The organism is Neiella holothuriorum, assembly GCF_019457915.1.
Taxonomy (GTDB): Bacteria; Pseudomonadota; Gammaproteobacteria; order Enterobacterales; family Neiellaceae; genus Neiella; species Neiella holothuriorum.
Genome location: NZ_JAHZSS010000004.1, coordinates 69,459 through 89,305, shown reverse-complemented (window position 1 = coordinate 89,305; position 19,847 = coordinate 69,459). Strand labels below are relative to the sequence as shown.

The 19,847-nt window shown below is 49.1% G+C and carries 12 protein-coding genes; 3 read left to right on the top strand and 9 right to left on the bottom strand.

Annotated elements, in window-relative coordinates:
* Positions 1–162 precede the first annotated feature (162 nt).
* Genes K0504_RS05250 through K0504_RS05225 form a run of 6 tightly spaced genes read right to left on the bottom strand, consistent with a single transcriptional unit; the run spans position 163 to position 7,343 of the window.
* Entirely contained in the window at positions 163–1,821 is a 1,659-nt protein-coding gene (locus K0504_RS05250; protein ID WP_220103124.1) for a BatD family protein, read from the bottom strand.
* Positions 1,822–3,834 (bottom strand): vWA domain-containing protein, encoded by a 2,013-nt coding sequence (locus tag K0504_RS05245; RefSeq protein ID WP_220103123.1) that lies wholly within the window; start codon positions 3,832–3,834, stop codon positions 1,822–1,824. It lies immediately after the preceding gene.
* The gene (locus K0504_RS05240) at positions 3,834–4,826 is read right to left on the bottom strand and encodes a vWA domain-containing protein (protein ID WP_220103122.1); all 993 of its coding nucleotides are present in this window, start codon (positions 4,824–4,826) and stop codon (positions 3,834–3,836) included. The genes K0504_RS05245 and K0504_RS05240 overlap by 1 nt, the downstream gene beginning before the upstream one ends.
* Positions 4,823–5,407: a DUF4381 domain-containing protein gene (locus tag K0504_RS05235; protein WP_220103121.1), complete on the bottom strand. Its 585-nt coding sequence runs from the start codon at positions 5,405–5,407 to the stop codon at positions 4,823–4,825. The genes K0504_RS05240 and K0504_RS05235 overlap by 4 nt, the downstream gene beginning before the upstream one ends.
* Positions 5,404–6,387 (bottom strand): DUF58 domain-containing protein, encoded by a 984-nt coding sequence (locus K0504_RS05230; protein WP_220103120.1) that lies wholly within the window; start codon positions 6,385–6,387, stop codon positions 5,404–5,406. Before K0504_RS05230 ends, K0504_RS05235 begins: the two co-directional genes overlap by 4 nt.
* Positions 6,387–7,343 (bottom strand): AAA family ATPase, encoded by a 957-nt coding sequence (locus tag K0504_RS05225; RefSeq protein ID WP_404822992.1) that lies wholly within the window; start codon positions 7,341–7,343, stop codon positions 6,387–6,389. Before K0504_RS05225 ends, K0504_RS05230 begins: the two co-directional genes overlap by 1 nt.
* A 327-nt stretch (positions 7,344–7,670) precedes the next feature.
* On the opposite strand from K0504_RS05225, the gene fadI reads away from it, so the two are divergent.
* From fadI to K0504_RS05210, 3 genes are all read left to right on the top strand, one after another.
* A complete protein-coding gene (gene fadI, locus K0504_RS05220) occupies positions 7,671–8,978 on the top strand; it encodes an acetyl-CoA C-acyltransferase FadI (RefSeq protein ID WP_220103118.1) in 1,308 nt (435 codons plus the stop codon).
* An 8-nt stretch (positions 8,979–8,986) separates the two neighbouring features.
* Complete coding sequence (gene fadJ, locus K0504_RS05215; protein ID WP_220103237.1) at positions 8,987–11,128, top strand: fatty acid oxidation complex subunit alpha FadJ; 2,142 nt, start codon at positions 8,987–8,989, stop codon at positions 11,126–11,128.
* A gap of 66 nt (positions 11,129–11,194) precedes the next feature.
* Complete coding sequence (locus tag K0504_RS05210; protein ID WP_220103117.1) at positions 11,195–11,395, top strand: hypothetical protein; 201 nt, start codon at positions 11,195–11,197, stop codon at positions 11,393–11,395.
* Between the two features lie 212 nt (positions 11,396–11,607).
* On the opposite strand, the gene K0504_RS05205 is transcribed toward K0504_RS05210, so the two are convergent.
* The 3 genes from K0504_RS05205 to K0504_RS05195 all read right to left on the bottom strand — a co-directional run bounded on the left by K0504_RS05205 (position 11,608) and on the right by K0504_RS05195 (position 19,501).
* Positions 11,608–11,805 (bottom strand): hypothetical protein, encoded by a 198-nt coding sequence (locus tag K0504_RS05205; RefSeq protein ID WP_220103116.1) that lies wholly within the window; start codon positions 11,803–11,805, stop codon positions 11,608–11,610.
* Between the two features lie 186 nt (positions 11,806–11,991).
* A complete protein-coding gene (locus K0504_RS05200; RefSeq protein WP_220103115.1) occupies positions 11,992–16,341 on the bottom strand; it encodes an EAL domain-containing protein in 4,350 nt (1,449 codons plus the stop codon).
* Positions 16,342–16,708: 367 nt separating this feature from the next.
* Positions 16,709–19,501 (bottom strand): insulinase family protein, encoded by a 2,793-nt coding sequence (locus tag K0504_RS05195; RefSeq protein ID WP_220103114.1) that lies wholly within the window; start codon positions 19,499–19,501, stop codon positions 16,709–16,711.
* Positions 19,502–19,847 lie beyond the last annotated feature (346 nt).

Below are 19,847 nucleotides of genomic sequence, written 5' to 3'. Positions count from 1 at the left end.
CTCCAGCACTTTTGGGCATACCTTGTGTATGCCTTTTTTTTGCCTGTAATTTACTAAGCTGGATTGCTCGTTTAGCTCTCAGTTGAATAAAAGTAACAAACCCTAGCTCGCTCTGGAGCAAGCTAGGGTTTCTTCATGAGTTTACGAGATTAACGGTTGTTTTTAGCGATAAAGCGTCAGCGGATCGACTTGTTTGCTTTGCTGTTGCTGATGACGGCGTACGGCTTGCAGGGCCGCTTCTAACTCGGTAAAGGCATTTTGGCGTGCTTCATCGGATCCAAGTTGCTTCGCATACGTTAATGCCAGCACTTGCTGATAGGCGGCCACCGCAGCTTGTTGACTGTCGCTAGGGGACAATTGTTGCAGAGACTGACAATGTGCCAATTGCTGTAACCACAACGGCAATGCTTGATTGACCGCCGCAGAAGATTGCTGTGCTACGGCTTGTTCTAGCCGGCGCCAACAGCTTAGCTCTGAAGGATCGGGCTGAGTTGAGGGTTTGTCGTCGACAACCTTAGGTGCCCGTTGTCGTAGTGACCGAGCATGCAGCCACCAACCGGCCAGTGTCAGTAGCCAAAGCAGCAATAAGCCATAGCTAAGCCATTGATAGAACGGATTTGTGGGTGCCTCTGTTGGCTCAACGGTAACCGGAATTGGCGTCAGTTGTGCGGGCGCTGGCTCATCACTGCCCGCCACCACCGTTATTGTTCGGGCAGGCAAAGTCGCCTGTGTCATTTGGTGATAGCGCGTATCCCAGTAGTCAATCGTGACCGCTGGCAATTCAATAACACCCGGCGCTGTAGCAATAATTGCCGCCGTATCAACATATTCGGTGATCACGCTATTGCCTTGATAGCTGGTGGTTATCTCTGGTTTGTCGGGGTAGATATTCAAGGACTTGGGGTACTGCACGGCCAATGGTGGCAGCACACTTTGATCAATCCCTGTTGCCGTGACTACAATTTTTCGGGTGACCGGTTCGCCAACGGTGATCCCACCAGCTGGTAAATCAAATGACTCATCAAGGGTAATGTATTGCGCTGGAATGAAAGGCTCCGAGGCCGCCTCGGGTTTTGCCAGCACATCAATGGTCAAATCGTCGGCGACGACTTGCACCGGCTTGGTCTGAGCATTGTCAAAAAAGCCTCGGGGCTGACCGGTAACCACGGTTCCACTAAACATCGGAGGGCGCAGCGTGATGGTGCCGGTTTGAGTTGGGGTGATCGCGTATTTGCGCGTGATCACGCGATAACGACGACCATTGAGGATTTCAATTTTATCTTGATCTTCGCCCATTTGCTTAAAGCTGATCCCCTCTGCTTCTGGGTCAGATAAGCTGCCGCGCTCTAATTGCACGGCTAAGTACAACTTGGTGTCTAGCACGCCAGTTTGATTGAGATAAACCTGTTTGGTGACAAGCTGATTCCGAAAGAATATATCGCGAGGACGATCTGTTTGATCGGAATGTTTGGCAACCTGCAGCTGAATTGGACTTGACGATACACCTTTCGCTGAGAATGCTGGAATGGTGTAAGTACCCGGCATACGGCACATGAGCAACGTGGTCCAAGTCGTTGAACGTTTCGTTTTACCGTTAATGATCCGGGTTGAGCGGCTGATGTTGGTTTGGCCAACGACAAAATCGCGAAGCAATATGGTGGTGTCGATGGCATTGCGATTGAGATCGTCATCGGCGATAATTTCTAGCACGAATGACTCATTAGTCAGTACTGGGTTTTTATCGATAACGGCGGTAATTTCGCTTAGTGCCCATACTGGCGCACTTAACATCAAGCTTATACAGACTAAGATTCGCAACATTTACCAGACCTCATCTTCTGTCACAAGGGTGCCAGCGGCCTGGCGTTTTTGATATTCCAATTGCATTTTATTACGCAGCAGTACCGATGGATCATCAGGTAATCGCTCAAGGTGCACATCTTTTATCGGTTCTGCCGGAGCCCCTTCGGAATCGTTTTCAGCTGCACTTGCTGTCTGCGGTGCAACTGGCTGAGGCGTTTGTTGTTGCTCCGGCTCAGTTGGTTGAGGGGAAGGAGCGGCCTGCTGTTGTTGACCTTGGTCGGACTCTTCGGGTTGCTCAGGCTTGTTTGCTAGGTCGGACTGCAATTCGCTGTCTTGTTGATCGCTATTGTCGCTGTCGTTTTGCGCATTATTTTCATCTGTCGAGCTATCATCCGCGTCATTTTGTTGCGGAGCCTCGTCTTGTTGATCGCTGCTACTGTCTTGTTCGTTCTTTGACTCGTTCTCGGCTTGATCCGATTGCTGATCTTTATCTGAGTTTTCATTTGAGTCGTCATCATTTTTATCCGAGTTCGAATCATCACTTTGCTCCGATTGCTGCTGATCCGATTGTGAATCTGAATCATTAGAATCTTGCTGAGATTGCTGTTCGTCGTTTTGTTGCTCGGACTGATCTTGTTGCGACTGTTGTGAATTATTTTGTTGATTGTCTTGCTGCTGCTCTTGTTGCTGTTTGAGTTGTTCTAACAGCTCTTTGTTGTATTGAGCTTCTGCGAAGTCGGGTTGTTGTGCCAATGCTTGCTCGTAAGCTTCGATGGCTTCGTCCAACTTGCCTTGCTGGGCGAGCGCATTACCCAAGTTATAACGGCCATTGGCATCTGTTAGTTGCTCAAACTGCTTCACAGCATTGTCGTAATCGCCATCGCGATAATAAGCACTTCCTTTGCGCATCGGCTGTTCAAACAGCTCTGCAGCTACCTTATGCTCGCCGTTGTCAAAGGCTTGTTGCCCTTGCTGAGGTTTGGTTTGCCATAAATCCTGCCAGCTCATGGCATGGCTTGATGGCGAGGGCAGTACTACGACCAAAAGTAGCGCTACTAGAGCACCTTGGCGGAATAGCAGTAACATGATCGGCACGATCAGAATCATTAAAAACGGGCCTGCATCGGCTCGGATTTCGGCTGTTAATTCTTGTCGCTCGGCATCGCTACTCGCTTGATTGCGAGTGACATCGGCTAAATAGTTAATGTCTCGATTTGAATCCGTTAGCTGCACTGCGACACCACCGGTTTGGCGGGCTAGGGACTTGACGATGCCTGGATCAGCGGTGGGAATAGAAATTTCGCCTCGATTATTTTTCAATAACTCGCCATTGGGCAACTGAATCGGTGCGCCAGCAGGGGTGCCAACTTGAAGCAGACTTAAGCTGTAATCTGTTGACTGCAATAAGTCAGTGATATCAGCGGCGCGCCGCTCTGAAATGCCGTCCGTCATCATCACTATGCTGCCGCTTGGGTGTCCCGCTTGTCGCATTAATCGAATCGCTTCAGCAATGGCTTTATCGGGGCGAGATCCATATGCCGGCATGATGTCGGGTGATAGCGAATTGATTAATGTACTTAGGGTGCGGCCATCGCCAGTCATTGGACTAATGACAAAAGCATCGCCGGCAAATGCGATTAAGCCGGTTTCACCCCCGCGGGTGGCGTTGACAAAGTCGATGGCTTTGTAGCGCAATCGGGCAAGTCGGTTGGGTTTTATATCGGTGGCCCAAACAGACAATGACATATCTAAAATCAATACGCGCGCCTGCTCGCTGGTCACTAACGGCGCGTTTTGCTTACTAAAACTGGGGCCAGAACCGGCAATAATTGCTAGTAATAACGCGAATAACGTTAACGGCAACGGGCCTTTGCTGGCTTTGGGAAGTTCTAATACTTGCGTTTGCAAATGTGGCGCTACCAGCTGCTGTAAATTCGACTGGCGCTGTTGTTTGGGGATAGTGATTAACGCCAGTATTCCCCAAGGAATGAGTACCCACAGCCATTCAGGCCGGATCCAGACAAAATCCATTAACGGGCCTCCTGTGATCTGCGCTGCGGCCGATAACTGACGAGCATGAGACCTGTCGCAATAAACAAAGCTGCCGCCAGCGGATAGAAAAACACATCGATCACCGGACGGAAAAAGGTTTCGTCACTAGCAACTGGCTCTAGTGCATCGATGGTCAGGTAAATTTGCGCGAGGCTATCAGCATCGGTGGCGCGGAAGTATTGGCCCCCGGTTGCTTGGGCAATTTGTTTGAGAGTCGCTTCGTCGAGATCGGCTGACGGGTTAACGCGGCGACTCCCCAATAACGAGCGTCGAACCATCACTTCAGCACCCACACCAACGGTGTAAATGGTCACGCCGTATTTCTGTGCCAACTCAACGGCCTTTTCCGGTGTCATGCTGCCTGAGGTATTGTCGCCATCGGTTAATAGCACCAAAACGCGGTGAGTTGATTGCTGGTTTAGCATTTGCTTAACCGATACGCCAATAGCATCGCCAATGGCTGTTTGACGCCCGACTAACCCCAAAACGGCTTCATCTAAAAAGGTCGCAACGGTGGTTCTATCGAACGTCAATGGAGCTTGCAAATAAGCGGTATCAGCAAACAACACCAAGCCGATGCGATCACCTTGGCGCCGTTCAATGAATTCTTTGAGGACTAATTTGACGACACTGAGCCGGTCAACCATGTGATTGCCAACTTGCATGTCTTCTTGTGCCATCGAGCCGGATAAGTCAACGGCAACCATGAGGTCGCGTCCTTCAAGCGGTCGCCCGATGGGCTCACCTTGCCATTGTGGCCGAGCTAGCGCGAGTAGCAACAATGCCCAAATAAGCCAAAGCCCAACTAAAGCGACGCGATTACCTTGTTGGTTGGTTTGCTCTGCCACCAGTGGCATGGCACTTGGCATCACTAGTTTTAGGTGCTGGCGTGCTTGTGGTGAACGTAAACGACGATATAACAACGGCAGCGGAAACAATAACAGCAACCAAGGCCAGGCAAGCGCCATCATGATGACACCTCTGCTGTGGCAGGCTGTTTAGCAACCGGCTGGTACGCTTCGAATGGTGTTCGCGGGATCTGTTGCCAGCTGTGTTGAAGCCACTGCTGGGCACCATTAAGCAATAATTGCTGATGCTCAGAAGTTAGTTTTGCCGGCTGATAGAGATTAGTCTCCAGCGCCTGACACATGGCCTCAACAGCTGATTTGTGTTTATTTGGCGTGCTGGCTTGTAACCAATTGAGCCATGCGGTACCCGATAAAGCGCCAAGCGCTTCTGTTTGCTCCGGTCGGGCATAGTGAAGGGCTACGGCCTTGAGTAGTGCGTTGCATTGCTCGGCAGTGACCTCAGCAGGTTGCCAGCTAGTGACTCGGGCAACAGCAAGGCGGCTGATTGCTTGTTTTTGGTGGCGTCGGATTAACTGCCATGCCATCGCAACTATTGCCAACATGACGAGCGCTATCAGCACCCACCAGCCGGGAGCTAAGGGCCACCAAGAAACCGCTTGCGCAATCATGATGTCTTTAATCGGCAGTTGCGTCTCAGCAGCGGGCTGAGCGGCGGTGGCCGCCGTGGTGAGTAACCACGTCATGATGCCCCCTCAGGTGGACTCACCTGGCCGTGTTGCTGCAACTGTTGCTCAAGGGATACGGCGGCATTGATCTGATATTGATGACGGCTCAACTGGCTTAGCGAGTCTGTGCGCATGCGCTGGCGCTGCTCAATAAACTGGCGGTAGTTTTGCTGCACTGTTTTGTTCGATAAGTTCAGGTTGCCTGTATTACTGCCATCACTAATGCACAGATCGTGCTGGCAAACATCCGCGAGCTGTTGCTCCAGCGGATCATATAATTGGAACGTCATGACTTGATTATGTCGCTTCAACAAGCTCAGCCCTTGACGAGTTGCGTCGTCCATGTGCTGGAAGTCACTAATCACCGCGATCAATGCGCCGGTGTGGGCATGGCGTCTTAGGTGTTCGGCGGCACTGGCAAGCGACGAACCAAGCGTTTGTTCAGGGGGCGCCTGAAGTAGCTGCTGGTGACTTTCTACGATGGTTTCGAGCACGGCTGTCAAACCTTGCCGACGAGGCCGTGCGGGCACTTCCCGTAGGCCCGAAGAAGTGGCTGTTACGATGCCGATGCGGTCGCCGCCACTAAAGGCCGACCACGCCAGCCCCGCGGCTAAATAGCAAGCTTGAGCTGACTTTAAGTACAAGCTGGCGCCAAATTTCATGCTGGCATTTAAGTCCAACAAGATAAAGATTGGGCGCTCTCGTTCTTCGTCATAGAGTTTGGTGTGGGGCTTTCCGGTGCGCGCAGTAATGCGCCAGTCTATGGCTCGGATGTCATCGCCTTGTTGATAGACTCTAACTTCGCTGAATTCCATACCTCGGCCTTTCATACGCGACAGGTATTGGCCGTGACGACGGCCAACATTGCGCGGATCTGGCCGCAGCGCGAGCAAGCCTGCTAGCTTTTGGCAAGCCAACAAGTCCTCCATCGACACATGAACACCATCACCAAGATCGGGCTTGGGTAACTGCTGTTTGGACGTGCGCCACCAGTTCATTAGGGAGCCGGCACCAACTGAAGTAGCTGTTGCACAATGGCGTCTGCGCTAACGCCGCTGGCTTCGGCTTGATAGCTTAATAGCAAGCGGTGACGCATAACATTTGGGAACACCGCTTGAATATTATCTGGTGCTACAAAATCGTGACCTTGCAACCATGCATGGGCTCGGGCGCAGCGCTCCAATGCAATTGAAGCGCGTGGCGACACGCCATAACTTAGCCATTGGGCAAGTTCTTGGCTGTAGCGTTTTGGTTGACGCGTGGCAACAATAAGCTCAACCAAATAGCGTTCAACCGAGTCAGCCATGTGAAGTGCCAAGGTTTCTTGTCGAGCAGCAAATAATGTCTCTGTCGACATTGGGGTTACTGGCTCGGCAGGTTTACTTTGTGCCTCTGCTCGATTCAATTGCAGGATTTGTTGTTCAACATCTGCATCGGGGTAATCTAAGCTCAAGTGCATTAAAAAGCGGTCGAGCTGAGCTTCTGGCAACGGGTAAGTGCCTTCTTGTTCAATGGGGTTCTGCGTTGCCATTACCATAAACAAGTCGGGTAGTGGGTAGGTGTTACCACCGACAGTGATCTGTTGCTCAGCCATGGCTTCGAGCAAGGCCGACTGAACCTTGGCTGGAGCACGGTTAATCTCATCCGCCAGAACGAGCGGGTGAAACAAAGGCCCCGGCTGGAATTGGAAGCTACCATCTTCTGGTCGGTAGATGTCTGAGCCGGTTAAATCGGCAGGTAATAAATCTGGCGTAAATTGGATGCGCTGAAAGTCACCTTCGATGCCGTCAGATAATGCTTTGACGGCGCGAGTTTTCGCAAGGCCTGGCGGCCCTTCCACTAAAATGTGACCTTCTGCCAATAAGGCGACCAGCATATTTTCAACCAAATCTGGTTGACCAATAATTTGCGTGCTCATGTAGCGCGCTAAAGCGTCAAAAGCCTGTTTCATAATATTGAGATTGGCATTCCGAAGTTATCTTAGGGCGGTATTTTTACCTTGTCTGAACGGATTCGTCCAGCGTTCGCCATTAGTTCTACCTTAGCTGAGGCGAGTGTGCAACAGCTCGCGGTTTTCCGAACAAGATCACCATATTTTCTGCAAAATCAAAACAAGTGTTTAAAATCGGGATTATCCTGATACACTCAAACTCAACAGGTCAGACCTGTCTGGCTGAAAATAATAAATGCTGTGACAATCAACGGCGTCGCGCAAGTCGCTACGCTAAAAACAAAACGCAGTAACACCTTTAACGTGAACTGAATAAAACGGGAGCTTTTCATGTCCAACGCCGTACTCAAAACAGGCGCCGGTGATCGTATTGCCATTGTCGATGGGTTACGCACGCCATTTGCGAAACAGGCTACTGCCTTTCACCATATTCCGGCGGTAGATCTCGGCCAAATTGTGGTGCAAGAATTGGTGACTCGACTGGGTTTATCGGCAAAGGAAATTGAGCTCTTGGTTTTTGGTCAGGTCGTACAAATGCCAGAAGCGCCAAATATTGCCCGCGAAATTGTTCTGGCCACCGGAATGGATGTGAATACGGACGCTTATAGCGTGTCACGCGCTTGTGCGACGAGTTTTCAAGCCATCGCCAACGTCGCTGAGAGCATTATGGTTGGCCACACTAGCGTTGGAATTGCCGGCGGGGCGGATTCGTCATCGGTGTTGCCCATTGGCGTCTCAAAGAAGCTTGCCGGCGCGTTGGTTGATTTGAATAAAGCCCGAACCTTGGGCCAGCGTTGGAAAATCTTAAAACAACTCAGGCTAAAACACCTATTGCCAGTGCCGCCTGCAGTGGCCGAGTATTCTACTGGCTTGAGCATGGGCGATACGGCAGAGCAAATGGCTAAAACTCACAATATTAGTCGCGCTGAGCAAGATCAATTAGCACACCGTTCGCATACCTTAGCAGGCCAAGCCTGGGCCGACGGCAAAATGAATCAGCAAGTCATGGCTGTTCATACCCCACCTTTCAAAAGTTTTATTGAGCAAGACAATGTTGTTCGAGCTAATTCAGATCTCGCTTCCTACGCCAAGCTGCGACCTGCTTTCGATAAACGCCACGGTACTGTGACCGCGGCCAATAGTACGCCGCTAACCGACGGTGCCGCAGCGGTGGTGTTAATGGCGGAGTCAAAAGCCAAAGCGCTAGGCTATGAACCGCTTGGCTATCTTCGCTCTTACGGTTTTAGTGCGATTGATGTCTGGCAAGACATGTTGATGGGGCCAAGTTATGCTACGCCAATAGCCTTGCAGCGAGCCGGACTATCGCTCAATGACTTGACCTTGATTGACATGCACGAAGCGTTTGCCGCTCAAACCCTAGCCAATGTAAAAATGTTTGGCTCGGCCACGTTCGCTGAAGAAAAGCTTGGATTAGCCAATGCGATAGGTGATATCGACACGGATAAATTTAACGTTAATGGTGGCTCTATTGCTTATGGCCACCCGTTTGCCGCTACGGGGGCTCGAATGATTACGCAAACACTCCACGAACTCAAACGCCGCGGTGGTGGTTTGGGGCTAACCACTGCCTGCGCTGCTGGCGGTTTGGGTGCTGCCATGATTGTGGAGGTGGAGTAATGGACTCTGTGAAACAAGCATTTGAACTGAGCTTTGAGCAAGATGTTGCAATGGTTCGCATGGATGTGCCGGGCGAGTCGGTCAATACCTTAAAAGCCGAATTTGCTTCTCAAATTCGCTTCGTCATGCAGCAGATTCGCCAGCAAATGGCCAATCAAAGCGTACAAGGCGTGGTGCTATTTAGCGGAAAGAATGACAGCTTTATTGCCGGTGCTGACATTACCATGCTTGATGCCTGCAGCACGGCTGATGAAGCTGAAGCATTGGCATTACAAGGCCATGAGGTGTTTGCTGAGATTGAACAGTTCCCAGTTCCTGTTGTAGCGGCTATTCACGGCACTTGTTTAGGCGGCGGCTTAGAGTTAGCAATGGCCTGCCATCTGCGGGTGATTAGCGACCATGACAAAACCCGCCTTGGTTTACCCGAAGTGCAGCTGGGCTTGCTTCCGGGCGGTGGAGGCACCCAGAGATTGCCACGTTTAGTGGGGATCGCAAAAGCATTAGATATGATGTTGACAGGCAAACAGCTTAGAGCCAAACAAGCATTGAAAGCTAAGTTGGTGGATGACATGGTGCCCAGCAGTATCTTATTAGCCACGGCGATTAAACTTGCCAAACAAGGCAAACCAAGCGCTCGTGTGCTTAAACGTGATTTGATGGGGCAAGTCTTAGAAACCAATGCGCTCGGGCGTAAAGTTCTATTTTCTCAGGCTCGTAAGCAATTACTGGCCAAAACCAAAGGGAATTACCCTGCACCGGAGGCAATCGTTGACGTGGTTGCCCATGGTGTTCAACTTGGCATGCAGCGTGGTTTGCAGCTTGAAGCCGCACGATTTGGTCAACTTGTCATGACGCCTGAATCGGCCAGCTTACGTCAGCTGTTTTTTGCAACCACTGAAATGAAAAAGGAATTTGGCGGCGTTGATGCTGAGCCCAAAGTTATTCGCAAAGCAGCAGTGCTCGGAGGTGGTTTGATGGGCGGCGGCATTGCCAACGTCACCGCGATTCGCGCAGGTATTCCGACCCGTATTAAAGATATTGGCCATCAAGGGATCAGCAACGCGTTGCATTACAGCTATGAGCGCTTGCAAAAACAAGTCGAACGCCGATTCATGCGACCATCACAAGCGAATGCGCAAATGGCTCAATTGTCGGGCACGATAGACTACCGCGGCCTCAACGATGCGGATATTGTGGTGGAAGCGGTGTTTGAAGATCTCGATCTGAAACATCAAATGGTGGCTGATGTAGAAGCGCATTGTGCAGAGACGGCTATTTTCGCCTCTAACACGTCGTCGTTACCGATTGCCGATATCGCCGAGAAAGCGGCTCGTCCCGAAAATGTTATTGGCCTGCATTACTTCTCTCCGGTCGATAAAATGCCGTTGGTGGAAGTGATTGCCCACGATAAAACATCTGCGCAAACGATTGCGACCACCGTAGCATTTGCCCGCCACCAGGGGAAAACGCCCATCGTTGTAAAGGACGGAGCTGGTTTTTACGTCAATCGAATTTTGGCGCTATACGTCAATGAAGCTGCCCAGCTATTGCTGGCTGGCGAACCAATTGACCAAATTGATCGCTGTTTAACTCAGTTTGGCTTCCCCGTTGGTCCTATGCAGTTACTTGATGAAGTAGGCATTGATGTGGGTTCTAAAATTGCCCCTATTTTGGAACAACATTTAGGGCCGCGGTTTGCGGCGCCATCGGCATTCGACAAACTCATTGCTGATGATCGCAAAGGTAAGAAAAACAGCCGCGGATTCTATCGATACAAAGGCGTTAAGCGGGGCAAGAAGCCCGTTGATAATGATGTCTATTCGCTGTTGTCAGTGACGCCAAAGGCGTTGCTCAGTAAGCAAGAATTAACCGAACGTTGTGTTTATCAGATGTTAAATGAAGCCGCTCGCTGTTTAGAAGAAGGCATTATCCAAAACCCTCGAGATGGCGATATTGGCGCGATTTTCGGCATCGGTTTTCCACCGTTCTTAGGTGGCCCGTTCCGTTATATGGATAGTCTTGGCATCACCAACTTGGTCAACAAACTCAAATCACTCAAATCGGTCCACGGTGAGCGTTTTGAGCCGAGTCCTTTGCTACTGAAAATGGCCGATGCTGAGCAGACATTTTATGACGAGTCGAGCGGTTAAACACCTCTCTGGTTTTTCGCTGATGGGCTCATTATAATGCGGCGCTCAATTACGTGGAGATTTGCTGTGCTGTTGGTTGTTGTGGTTCTGCATCTAGTCGTTGCACTATTAACTTATGTGTTAGCCACCGCTAGTGGTTTGCTGCCGAATCGGTGGGCGCTATTAGCGCTGCTATTGGGGCCTGCAGCTATTGTGATGATGCAAAACCATCGACGTATGGTGTGGCAGTCAAATGTTGGTCGTCATAGCACGCTCGTGCTGTTTTAACATTCAACGCACTTAAAACGAACGCAATAAAAAAGGCAGGTTCAATACCTGCCTTTTTAGTGTCTGTAGCCTTCAGTGCAGTTTATGCCCACCAGCGGCTCGCATGAATCACTTCCAGCTGATCAAACCCTTCAGGTAATTGGGCTTTAACGACCTTGGGTTTGCCTACAAGCCAGTTAACGAATTGATTGATCATTGTTAACTCCAATACCTTAGAAGCGGATAGGGATGTGTTGTTCTGTAACTGGTTCGAATCGAATTGGAATGTGCTTGTCCGCAACAGGTTCAAAGCGAATCGGGATGTGTTGTTCTGCAACAGGTTCAAAGCGGATTGGGATATGAGCTTCTTCTGGAGTTGCTGGGATCGCAGTTGTTGCTACTGACATTGTTAGAAACAGACTAGTTAACATTGCGTACTTCCTTTTTTTTGAATAAGAATTTGCTTAAGCGCAATGTTCTTAAAGCGAAAGGAATGCCACGTGTTGTAACTGTCTGTTTTATAAGTTTTTAGTGTTGTTTTTGTAGGTTTTTTGACGGCAAGTTTTAGGCGTGTCAATTAATTGGCTGGCATATTCTTGCCGGGTGGGGCTAAGTGATTACTCTGCTTGGTAATCTTTGTGCTGTTCGACTTGTTGAGTTGCTGATTTATCTGCTTGATTGGATTGAATATGAAGAAACGCAGAAAAGTCAGTTTCATTAAGCGGGCGGCTCATCAAGTAACCTTGTAGGGTTTCACAATTGAGCTCAGTTAGAATATCTCGCTCTTGCTCGGTTTCAACACCTTCGGCAACCACGGTTAAGTTCATGTTGTGAGCGAGAGCAACAATTGAAGCAACCATATTACGGCCGCTACTCGAAGTCGTGAGGTTACGCACAAATGTTTGGTCAATTTTCAAGGTATCAATCGGGAAGCGTTGTAAATAAGCCAGCGATGAATAACCCGTTCCAAAGTCGTCTAAGGAAATATGAATACCAATTTCCTGCATGATTTGCATTACTTCAATCGCACCTTCAGGGTCGGCGATCAAGGCTCCTTCGGTAAGCTCTAGCTCAAGGAAGTGGGCTGGCAGTCCGGTTAACTCTAATGCACTTTTAATTCGGTCAGGCAGGCTTGGCGAACTGAATTGCTTGGCAGAAACATTAACTGCAATTCGCCCTTGCATTAAGCCTTGGCGTCGCCAGCTTTCTGCAGCAAAACAAGCTTTTCGCAACACAATGTCGCCGATCTCAATAATCAAGCCATTGTCTTCTGCTAATGGAATAAATTCGCCAGGTGATATAGGGCCGTGCTCTGGGTGGTGCAAGCGGATCAGCGCTTCCATACCGTCGAGCTCTCCAGTTGCCGAAGAGAATTTCGGTTGGTAATGCAGCTGGAAGCTGTCATCACGTATCGCTTGACGTAATAAGGACTCTAAGTGTAACTGGTGCAGTGCACTTTGGTTCATTTGCGAAGAGAAGAATACATAGCGGTTGCTGCCCTCACTTTTTGCGTGATACATGGCGGTATCAGCATTTCGCAGCAGTTCTTCAGACGTTTCGCCATCAAGGGGGTACAGCACAATACCGACCGAGCAGGTGACGACTAACTCTCGTTGAGCGATGGCAAATGGTGCTTCTAACGATTTTTGCAGGGCTTTAGCAGCACGGGTGATGGTATTAACATCGGTTGTGCTTTCCATCAACACGGCATATTCATCACCGCCAAGGCGGAATAGGGTATCTTGGCGACGCGTGCAATCGTTGAGCCGAATAGACACTTGTTGCAATAATTCATCACCTGCCACGTGGCCCAGTGAGTCATTAATTTTCTTAAAGTTATCCAGATCTAAGACCATCAGGGCATGACGAGTTTGCTTGGCAACTAGTTTTTCATGCTCGGCTTGGAACCAAGAACGGTTTGGTAATTTGGTGAGGGTGTCTTCCACACTTAAGCGGTGTAGCTCTTGCTCGGTCTGTTTACGGCGAGTGATGTCAGAAAAAACGCCAACATAATGCGATACATCGCCTTCTTCGCTATGAATTGGATCGATGGTGAGTTCAACAAAGAAGGGTTCGCCACCGGCTCTTAATTCTTCCAGCTCACCGACCCAACGACCTTGCTGTGCTAATCGAATTTTTACTTGCGCCGAGAAGCTATTGGGGTAGCTGCGAAAGTGAAGCGAACGATTCATCACTTGCGCTTTGCTGAAGCTCGTGATTTGGCTAAAGGCTTCATTGATTTCTACAATCCGGAAGCGACGATTGAGAATAAATACGCCGTCAGAAATATTGGCAACAGAGCGAGCAAACAACGTCAATCGTTCTTCGGCTTGCTTTAACTTGCTAATGTCCTTGATGGTGCCGGTCATTCGCAACGGGTTATTGTCGGTATCGCGTTCTACAATTTTGCCGCGATCAAGGATCCAGATCCAATCGGCGCTTTTATTTCGGACCCGATATGTCGCTTCATAAAAGGTCGTGCGTCCTTCAAAGTGATTCGACAAGGCATTTTGAACTCGTTTTAAATCGCGAGGGTGAATGTTACTTTGCTGGCCTTTTTGCGGACTGCGTCTACCATCGTGAGGGAATTCTAATAGCCCCCAAATATTCGAGCGGTAAATTTTTCCTGAGCTGATATGCCAATCCCAAAGTTCGTCACCGCTACCCCATAACGATAGTTTGAGCCGCTCTTCACTTTTAATGACCTTCTGCTGCTGCTCTTGACGGGCCTGTCGCTGCTTCGCAAACAGCATCAACAGAATAATGATGACAATAGCGTAGGCTAAATATGCTGGCGGTGTGCGCCACAAGGGCGGTGCAACTTGTATCGTTAAGCGCGTGGGCTCACTCTGCCACAAGCCATCTTTGCTTAATGCTTTAACCTCAAAATTGAACTCGCCCGGTGATAAGTTAGTGTAGGTTGCTCGTGGCTTGTCATCGTCGGTTGTAAGCCATTTGTCATCGAGCCCAACGAGTCGATAGGCATAGTTAAACATCTTGCCGTGAGCCGGCGTTGGATATGAAAACTCGATGGAAAATGGCGAGTCTTGATAAAGCAGGTTTACGGTTGGCAAAGAACGGATATTGGCAGGTAAGCGTTTGTGGGGCCCATTGACATCGACTATTTCATTAAATACTCGTAATTGGGTCAATTGAACCTGTCCACGGTATTTGGTATCTATGGCGCCACTGACATTAAAACTGGTTAAACCGTCAACTCCGCCAACATAAGCCGTTCCAGCGGGTGAGATACTTGTAGCTTGGTGATTGAATTCTTTGTTGTAGACGCCATTTGCTAACGTAAATGTGGAGAGTACCGTGCTTTGCTGCTGAATTTGGCTAATGCCAAAGTTGGTAACAAGCCAAACTGCAGAGTTCCCTTTGAGCACAATGTCACAAATACCGTTATCTGCCAGACCAGACGCGAGATCGAAGTTTTGGCTTTGCGTCAAATCTGCGTTCAATCGATAGGCGCCAGCTTGCAATGTGCCGACCCATACGGAGCCGTTTATAGACTTAATGGCGGTAATCCATTTTTGATTTAGTGCCGCTAAGTCAACTTGATTAAAGGTTCGCCCCTCGGGAGTGAACTTTAGTAACCCTTTCTCGGTGCCTAGCAAAATTGTACTGTTACTGATTTCTAGGGAATTAAGACTAGTATTAAATGGTTCCGGAACGGCAAAGGCACTCGTTTGTTGTTGTTCTGGGCTATATCGCAACAAACCGTAGTGCTTACTCGCAATCCAGATTTGTCCCTCTGAATCTAATTTAAAGCTAAACTCGCGTGAAAGAGCTTGCCCATTACCTTCTACTTGGTGATGGGTAAATTCTTTGGTCAATGGTGAAAAGCTGTGCAAACCATCATGAGATCCGATCCATATGAGATTTCTCGGCTGGTCATAAACGAGTCTGAAATGGTTATTTAGCGATACATTGATATCAATCGCTGTTTGTTCATAGATACGCTCGGTCACAGGATCCCACCGAGCAAGTATGCCGTAGCTGGTTAACAGCCAAATACTTTGTTCGCTTGCGGCCACTGCTTTGACGTTGGCTATCGCATTGTTCGCAGTCAACGCTGTTAAATGATGTTGTTTGAACATATCGGCCGAGGCATGGCGTACGGCTAACAAGTCGGGGCCGCCAAACCAGATATTGCCATAATGATCTTCAACAATGTCGTAGATGAATTCACCCGCAGCGCCTGAGTTGACTGGAGTGACCCGCTGCGCAGGAATAAAGTCTTGGCCATTACGGCTCACTAATATTTGTTGCTCCGATCCTAGCCAAAGTGTGCCATTAGTGGCTTTATGCACGGCTCGGATAGGCTTCCCTGTAAGCTGTTCTGAATTATGAAGGCTTAGTGCGTTGGTGTTGAGGTTTAGAGTAAATATGCCTTCGGAAGAGCTGAGCCAGAGGGCATTTTGGTCAACCTGAGTCATCTGATATAGCTGGACTCGGTCTTGGATTAAGTTGGCGTTGGCTGAGTGCGCTTCGACCTGACCTGTCACCAAGTTTATGTTGAACAAACCATTTTCATAACTAGCAACTACAAGATGAGTTTCTGAAATGAAGTGGGCAGATTTTAGCTCAATGGCTTGGGTGTCCGCAGGCAATCGAGCAATAAAAGCTTGAGTCGCAGCATCCCACAAATATAAGTTGTTATTGGTCGAAACAACCAGTTGTCCAGCCGGAGATTCAAAAATCCCCCAAATAACTTGATGACCGCCTTCTTTAGTTAAAAAGCGCTCGAACTTGTCGTTTTGCTTGGAATAGCGATTTAAACCACTTTGCGTGCCGACCCACAGGTCATCATTTTCAGTGACATGAACTGCACGAATTAAGTTGTTGCTCAGACTGTTAGCGTCTGCTTCATGGTGATTATAGCGAGTGGTTGAGAGGCCATCGTAGCGCAGCAATCCTTGAAAAGTGCCGAGCCATAAATAGCCACTTTGGTCTTCTGCCATCGACAGAACGTCGGTTTGGGTTCGCTGATCAAGGGAGATTTTTTGGAATTGAATGGTTTCCGAGGCACGTGCGGACCCTACTATTAACAGCAAGCAAGTGAGCAATGCTGTAAGCAGAATGTAAAAATTTTGGGCGCAGCGTCTTGTTGTTTGAACTTGCTGGCTATCTAATCGCACGGATTTCACACATCATATTGCGCTGTCTTGTCACTAATAACAGCAACACCTTCATCCCGGATGGTTAAACCATTTTTATACGGAATGGCGTAGGGGATGTCAAAGCAAAGTCTCGAATCAACGAGGCAGTGAACAGATTTGGTTTATTTATGAGCGATAGCGCGGTTAACAATGGAAATCACTTAGTATTTTAGTGGATTTTACCGCGCTTGACGGTGAGTCGCTCCGCTTGTTGTTGAAAGTCCGCAATGGATTCAAACCGGGTCGATTCTTCATCGGTTTCGAGGTGGCTGTGAGATTGCCCTAGCGCATGAAGCACTAAGCGATCACTGCCCGTTGGTTTGAGTGATTCGACGATAAAACGAAGCACATCGGTGCGTTGGATGTTTTTTAGTTCGCCTAGAATACGTTCTCGTTGGTCAAACAGCGTATCGCCATTACTAATGCTGACCCAGAAACGTTTACTTTTTTCCTGAAGTGAACTGTCCTTATCCATGATTTGCGCCATCAGAGAGGCCTTGGTCTGCTGCCATGATTGCTCTGATAGCTCGAGCAATACCAGCGGAAATTGCTGAATAAAGTCATCAACTGCTGACAATATGGCATGTGGTGCGGCGACATTTGATTGCACATAAAACAGCAGGCCGGGGAATGATGACATTGGCATATATCCGGTTCCGACGCTGTAGCCCAATTGTTGCCTGGTGCGCAATTCATTAAAAAATGTGGCGGACATCAATTGGTTGGTTAACGCGAATAATGCCATGCGAAACGGTGTGGCATAAGCACTTTGGTAGTAGACAACTACCGCCGAATCTTGGTGGCTGTTGTCAATTTGGTACTCGACTTGGCCCATGCCTTGAAGTGACACGATTTGCTTTTCGGGTAAGTCATATGGCGTACCTTGCTGAAAGGCCCGACTGGCCATCTGATCGGCCAGAGAGCGTGCTTCCCACTCGGTGTAATCGCCGTAAGCCAGAACTTCTAGCGCAATTTGTTTACGCCACTGAGCCGCAAAATCCAGAATATCTTGATAACGGGTATTGGCAATGTATTCACCCAGCACATCGGGAGTTAGGCTGGCGGGTTGAATTAAATTCGACAACGCCGCAAACAGTCGGTTGAGAGGGCCGGCATTGGTTTGATTCTTAATGTTCCGTAGCAATTGTTGCTGAATTTCGTTAAAGCGCTGCTCGGACAGCTCAGGCTGTTGGAAGCGTTCAAAAATAAGCTCCAATAAAAACGACTGGCGGCCAGTAAAACCACCTAAATGAAGCGAAACCCCTGTGGTGTGGGCAAAGAGCTCGTAGCCGATGCCAGCAATTTCAGCTTGGTAAGTAATTTCGCTTAACTCATCGTAGAGCATGTCAACGTATAGCTTGGTCCAGGCTCGGTGCTGTGGTTTGGCATCGACCATCGGACTATCCGATGCGATGTACAAATGGCCCTTGGGTTGATGGAAGCGTTTTGATTGGCCATGCCACATTTTCAGTCCGTCTCGCTTTACCAGCAGACGAGGCAATGATTGTGAGCGCTCTTGGCGACGTGGCTTTAGTTTGTTTTGAATAAACGGATTCGCGGGCGGCAATTGCCATTCTACATCGAGCAAGGCGGGTTGATGCCATAAATCGCGCTGAGCTTGGCTAAAGGGTTGGACTTTGAACGGCGTATGGTACCAGCTGGCAACCGTGTCGCTGTCATTGTCGTGGTGTACCCGAGTCAGGCGCATATTATTCGGGTTAATCGCATCCAATGCTTGCTGGATTGCTTCGGGTTCAAATCGCTCCATTGCATAGTCGCCGAATACATAGTCTTCAGGGGCGTAGCGATGCATGTTTTGGACTAGATGGCTCACGGTATCTAATGCGCCGGGCTGCTCGGCAAATTCAAAGGCTTGGCGCATCAGGTTTTGTTTTTCTTGGTAGCGCCAAGGCTCCACGCCCTGCAGTTTAATCAGAGCCACCAAATCAAACAGCGCTCGCACAATAGAATCTTGATTGTCCCAACCCTTCTCCGTCAAATTGAGGGAAATGTTGAAGTCGTGGTAATTACTGCCGCGAATACCGCCACCGGCACTTAGGGTATTAATTAAGCCTTGGTGCTTGAGGTCGGCATAAAGGGAATTGGGCCCTTCATAGCCAATGAGGTGACTCAGTAAAGCTATGGGTTTAGTGTGATAATTACGTGCCGATTCTGGCATTGGGAAGGTCAACAGTAACCGGCGCATGCTGCGCAGCGGTTTGACGTCAATCTGTATGCCCAAATGCTCTGCTAGGTATAACGGCTCTAGTTTTGGCCGCTCACTGGCGTTGCCGCTTGCGATATCGGCAAATAACCCATGAACAGCTTGCTCCATCTCATCCAATTCGGCGGGGGCGAGAATAACCAACGTCATGCGCTTGGCGTCATATTGTTGGCGATAGAATGCCATGACCTCATCGCGTAATGAGTTGGCTTCATTGTGCAAGGTCGACAGGTTTCCAACAGAAAAGCGACTAAACGGATGGTTTGGGTTGACGGTCTCTTTGTGCACCTGATAAATCCGCCGAGTGTCATCATTTACCTTCATCTGATACTCAGACTCAATGGCGGCGCGCTCTTTATCGACACAGTCGGCGTTAAAGCAAGGGCAAATGAAAAATTGGCTAAAACGATGCAATGCTTCACCGAATGCTTCGGCACGGCAATCGAAGAAAAAGCAGGTTTGCTCGGTGCCGGTCCATGCATTGTGACTGCCGCCATGGCGCTGCATAAATTCGCCATATTCGCCAGCAACGGGGTAGCTCTCAGTACCCAGAAATAACATATGTTCAAGGAAGTGAGCCATGCCAGGGCGATCAACCGGATCGTCAAATTGACCCACATTTACGGCCATGGCCGCGGCGCCTTGTTCTGACTTTTGGTCCGCCACCAACAATACGCGCAAGCCATTGGGGAGCGTGACAGGGCGGTATTGACGGTGATCTTGGGGACTCTTCAGCACATTTAATCTCTATTGTTAGCGTTATTTTTGGTGGCTGGCGAATACTGGCGTTGTTTGCCGAAGCCTTTGTTTTTATCGTTTAGTTCTTGCGAAGAGGGTGCTGCAACTCACCGCTAATTTGAGGGCTACCGTTTTGGCCAACATTTGTCGGCGCTATAGTCTTTGTGTAACTAACCAATAAATCACAGCAAAAACAAGCGCAAAGTTAAAAATTCCATTAATACTAGACGTTGATTGACATACTGTCGCGGCGGAGCTTCAAAACATCCGTGGTTAACTTAGTGAGTAATGGTTGTCGAGATTGCTTGAGTTAACGTGGGCAAAGAGTACAATTCGCGACGATTAT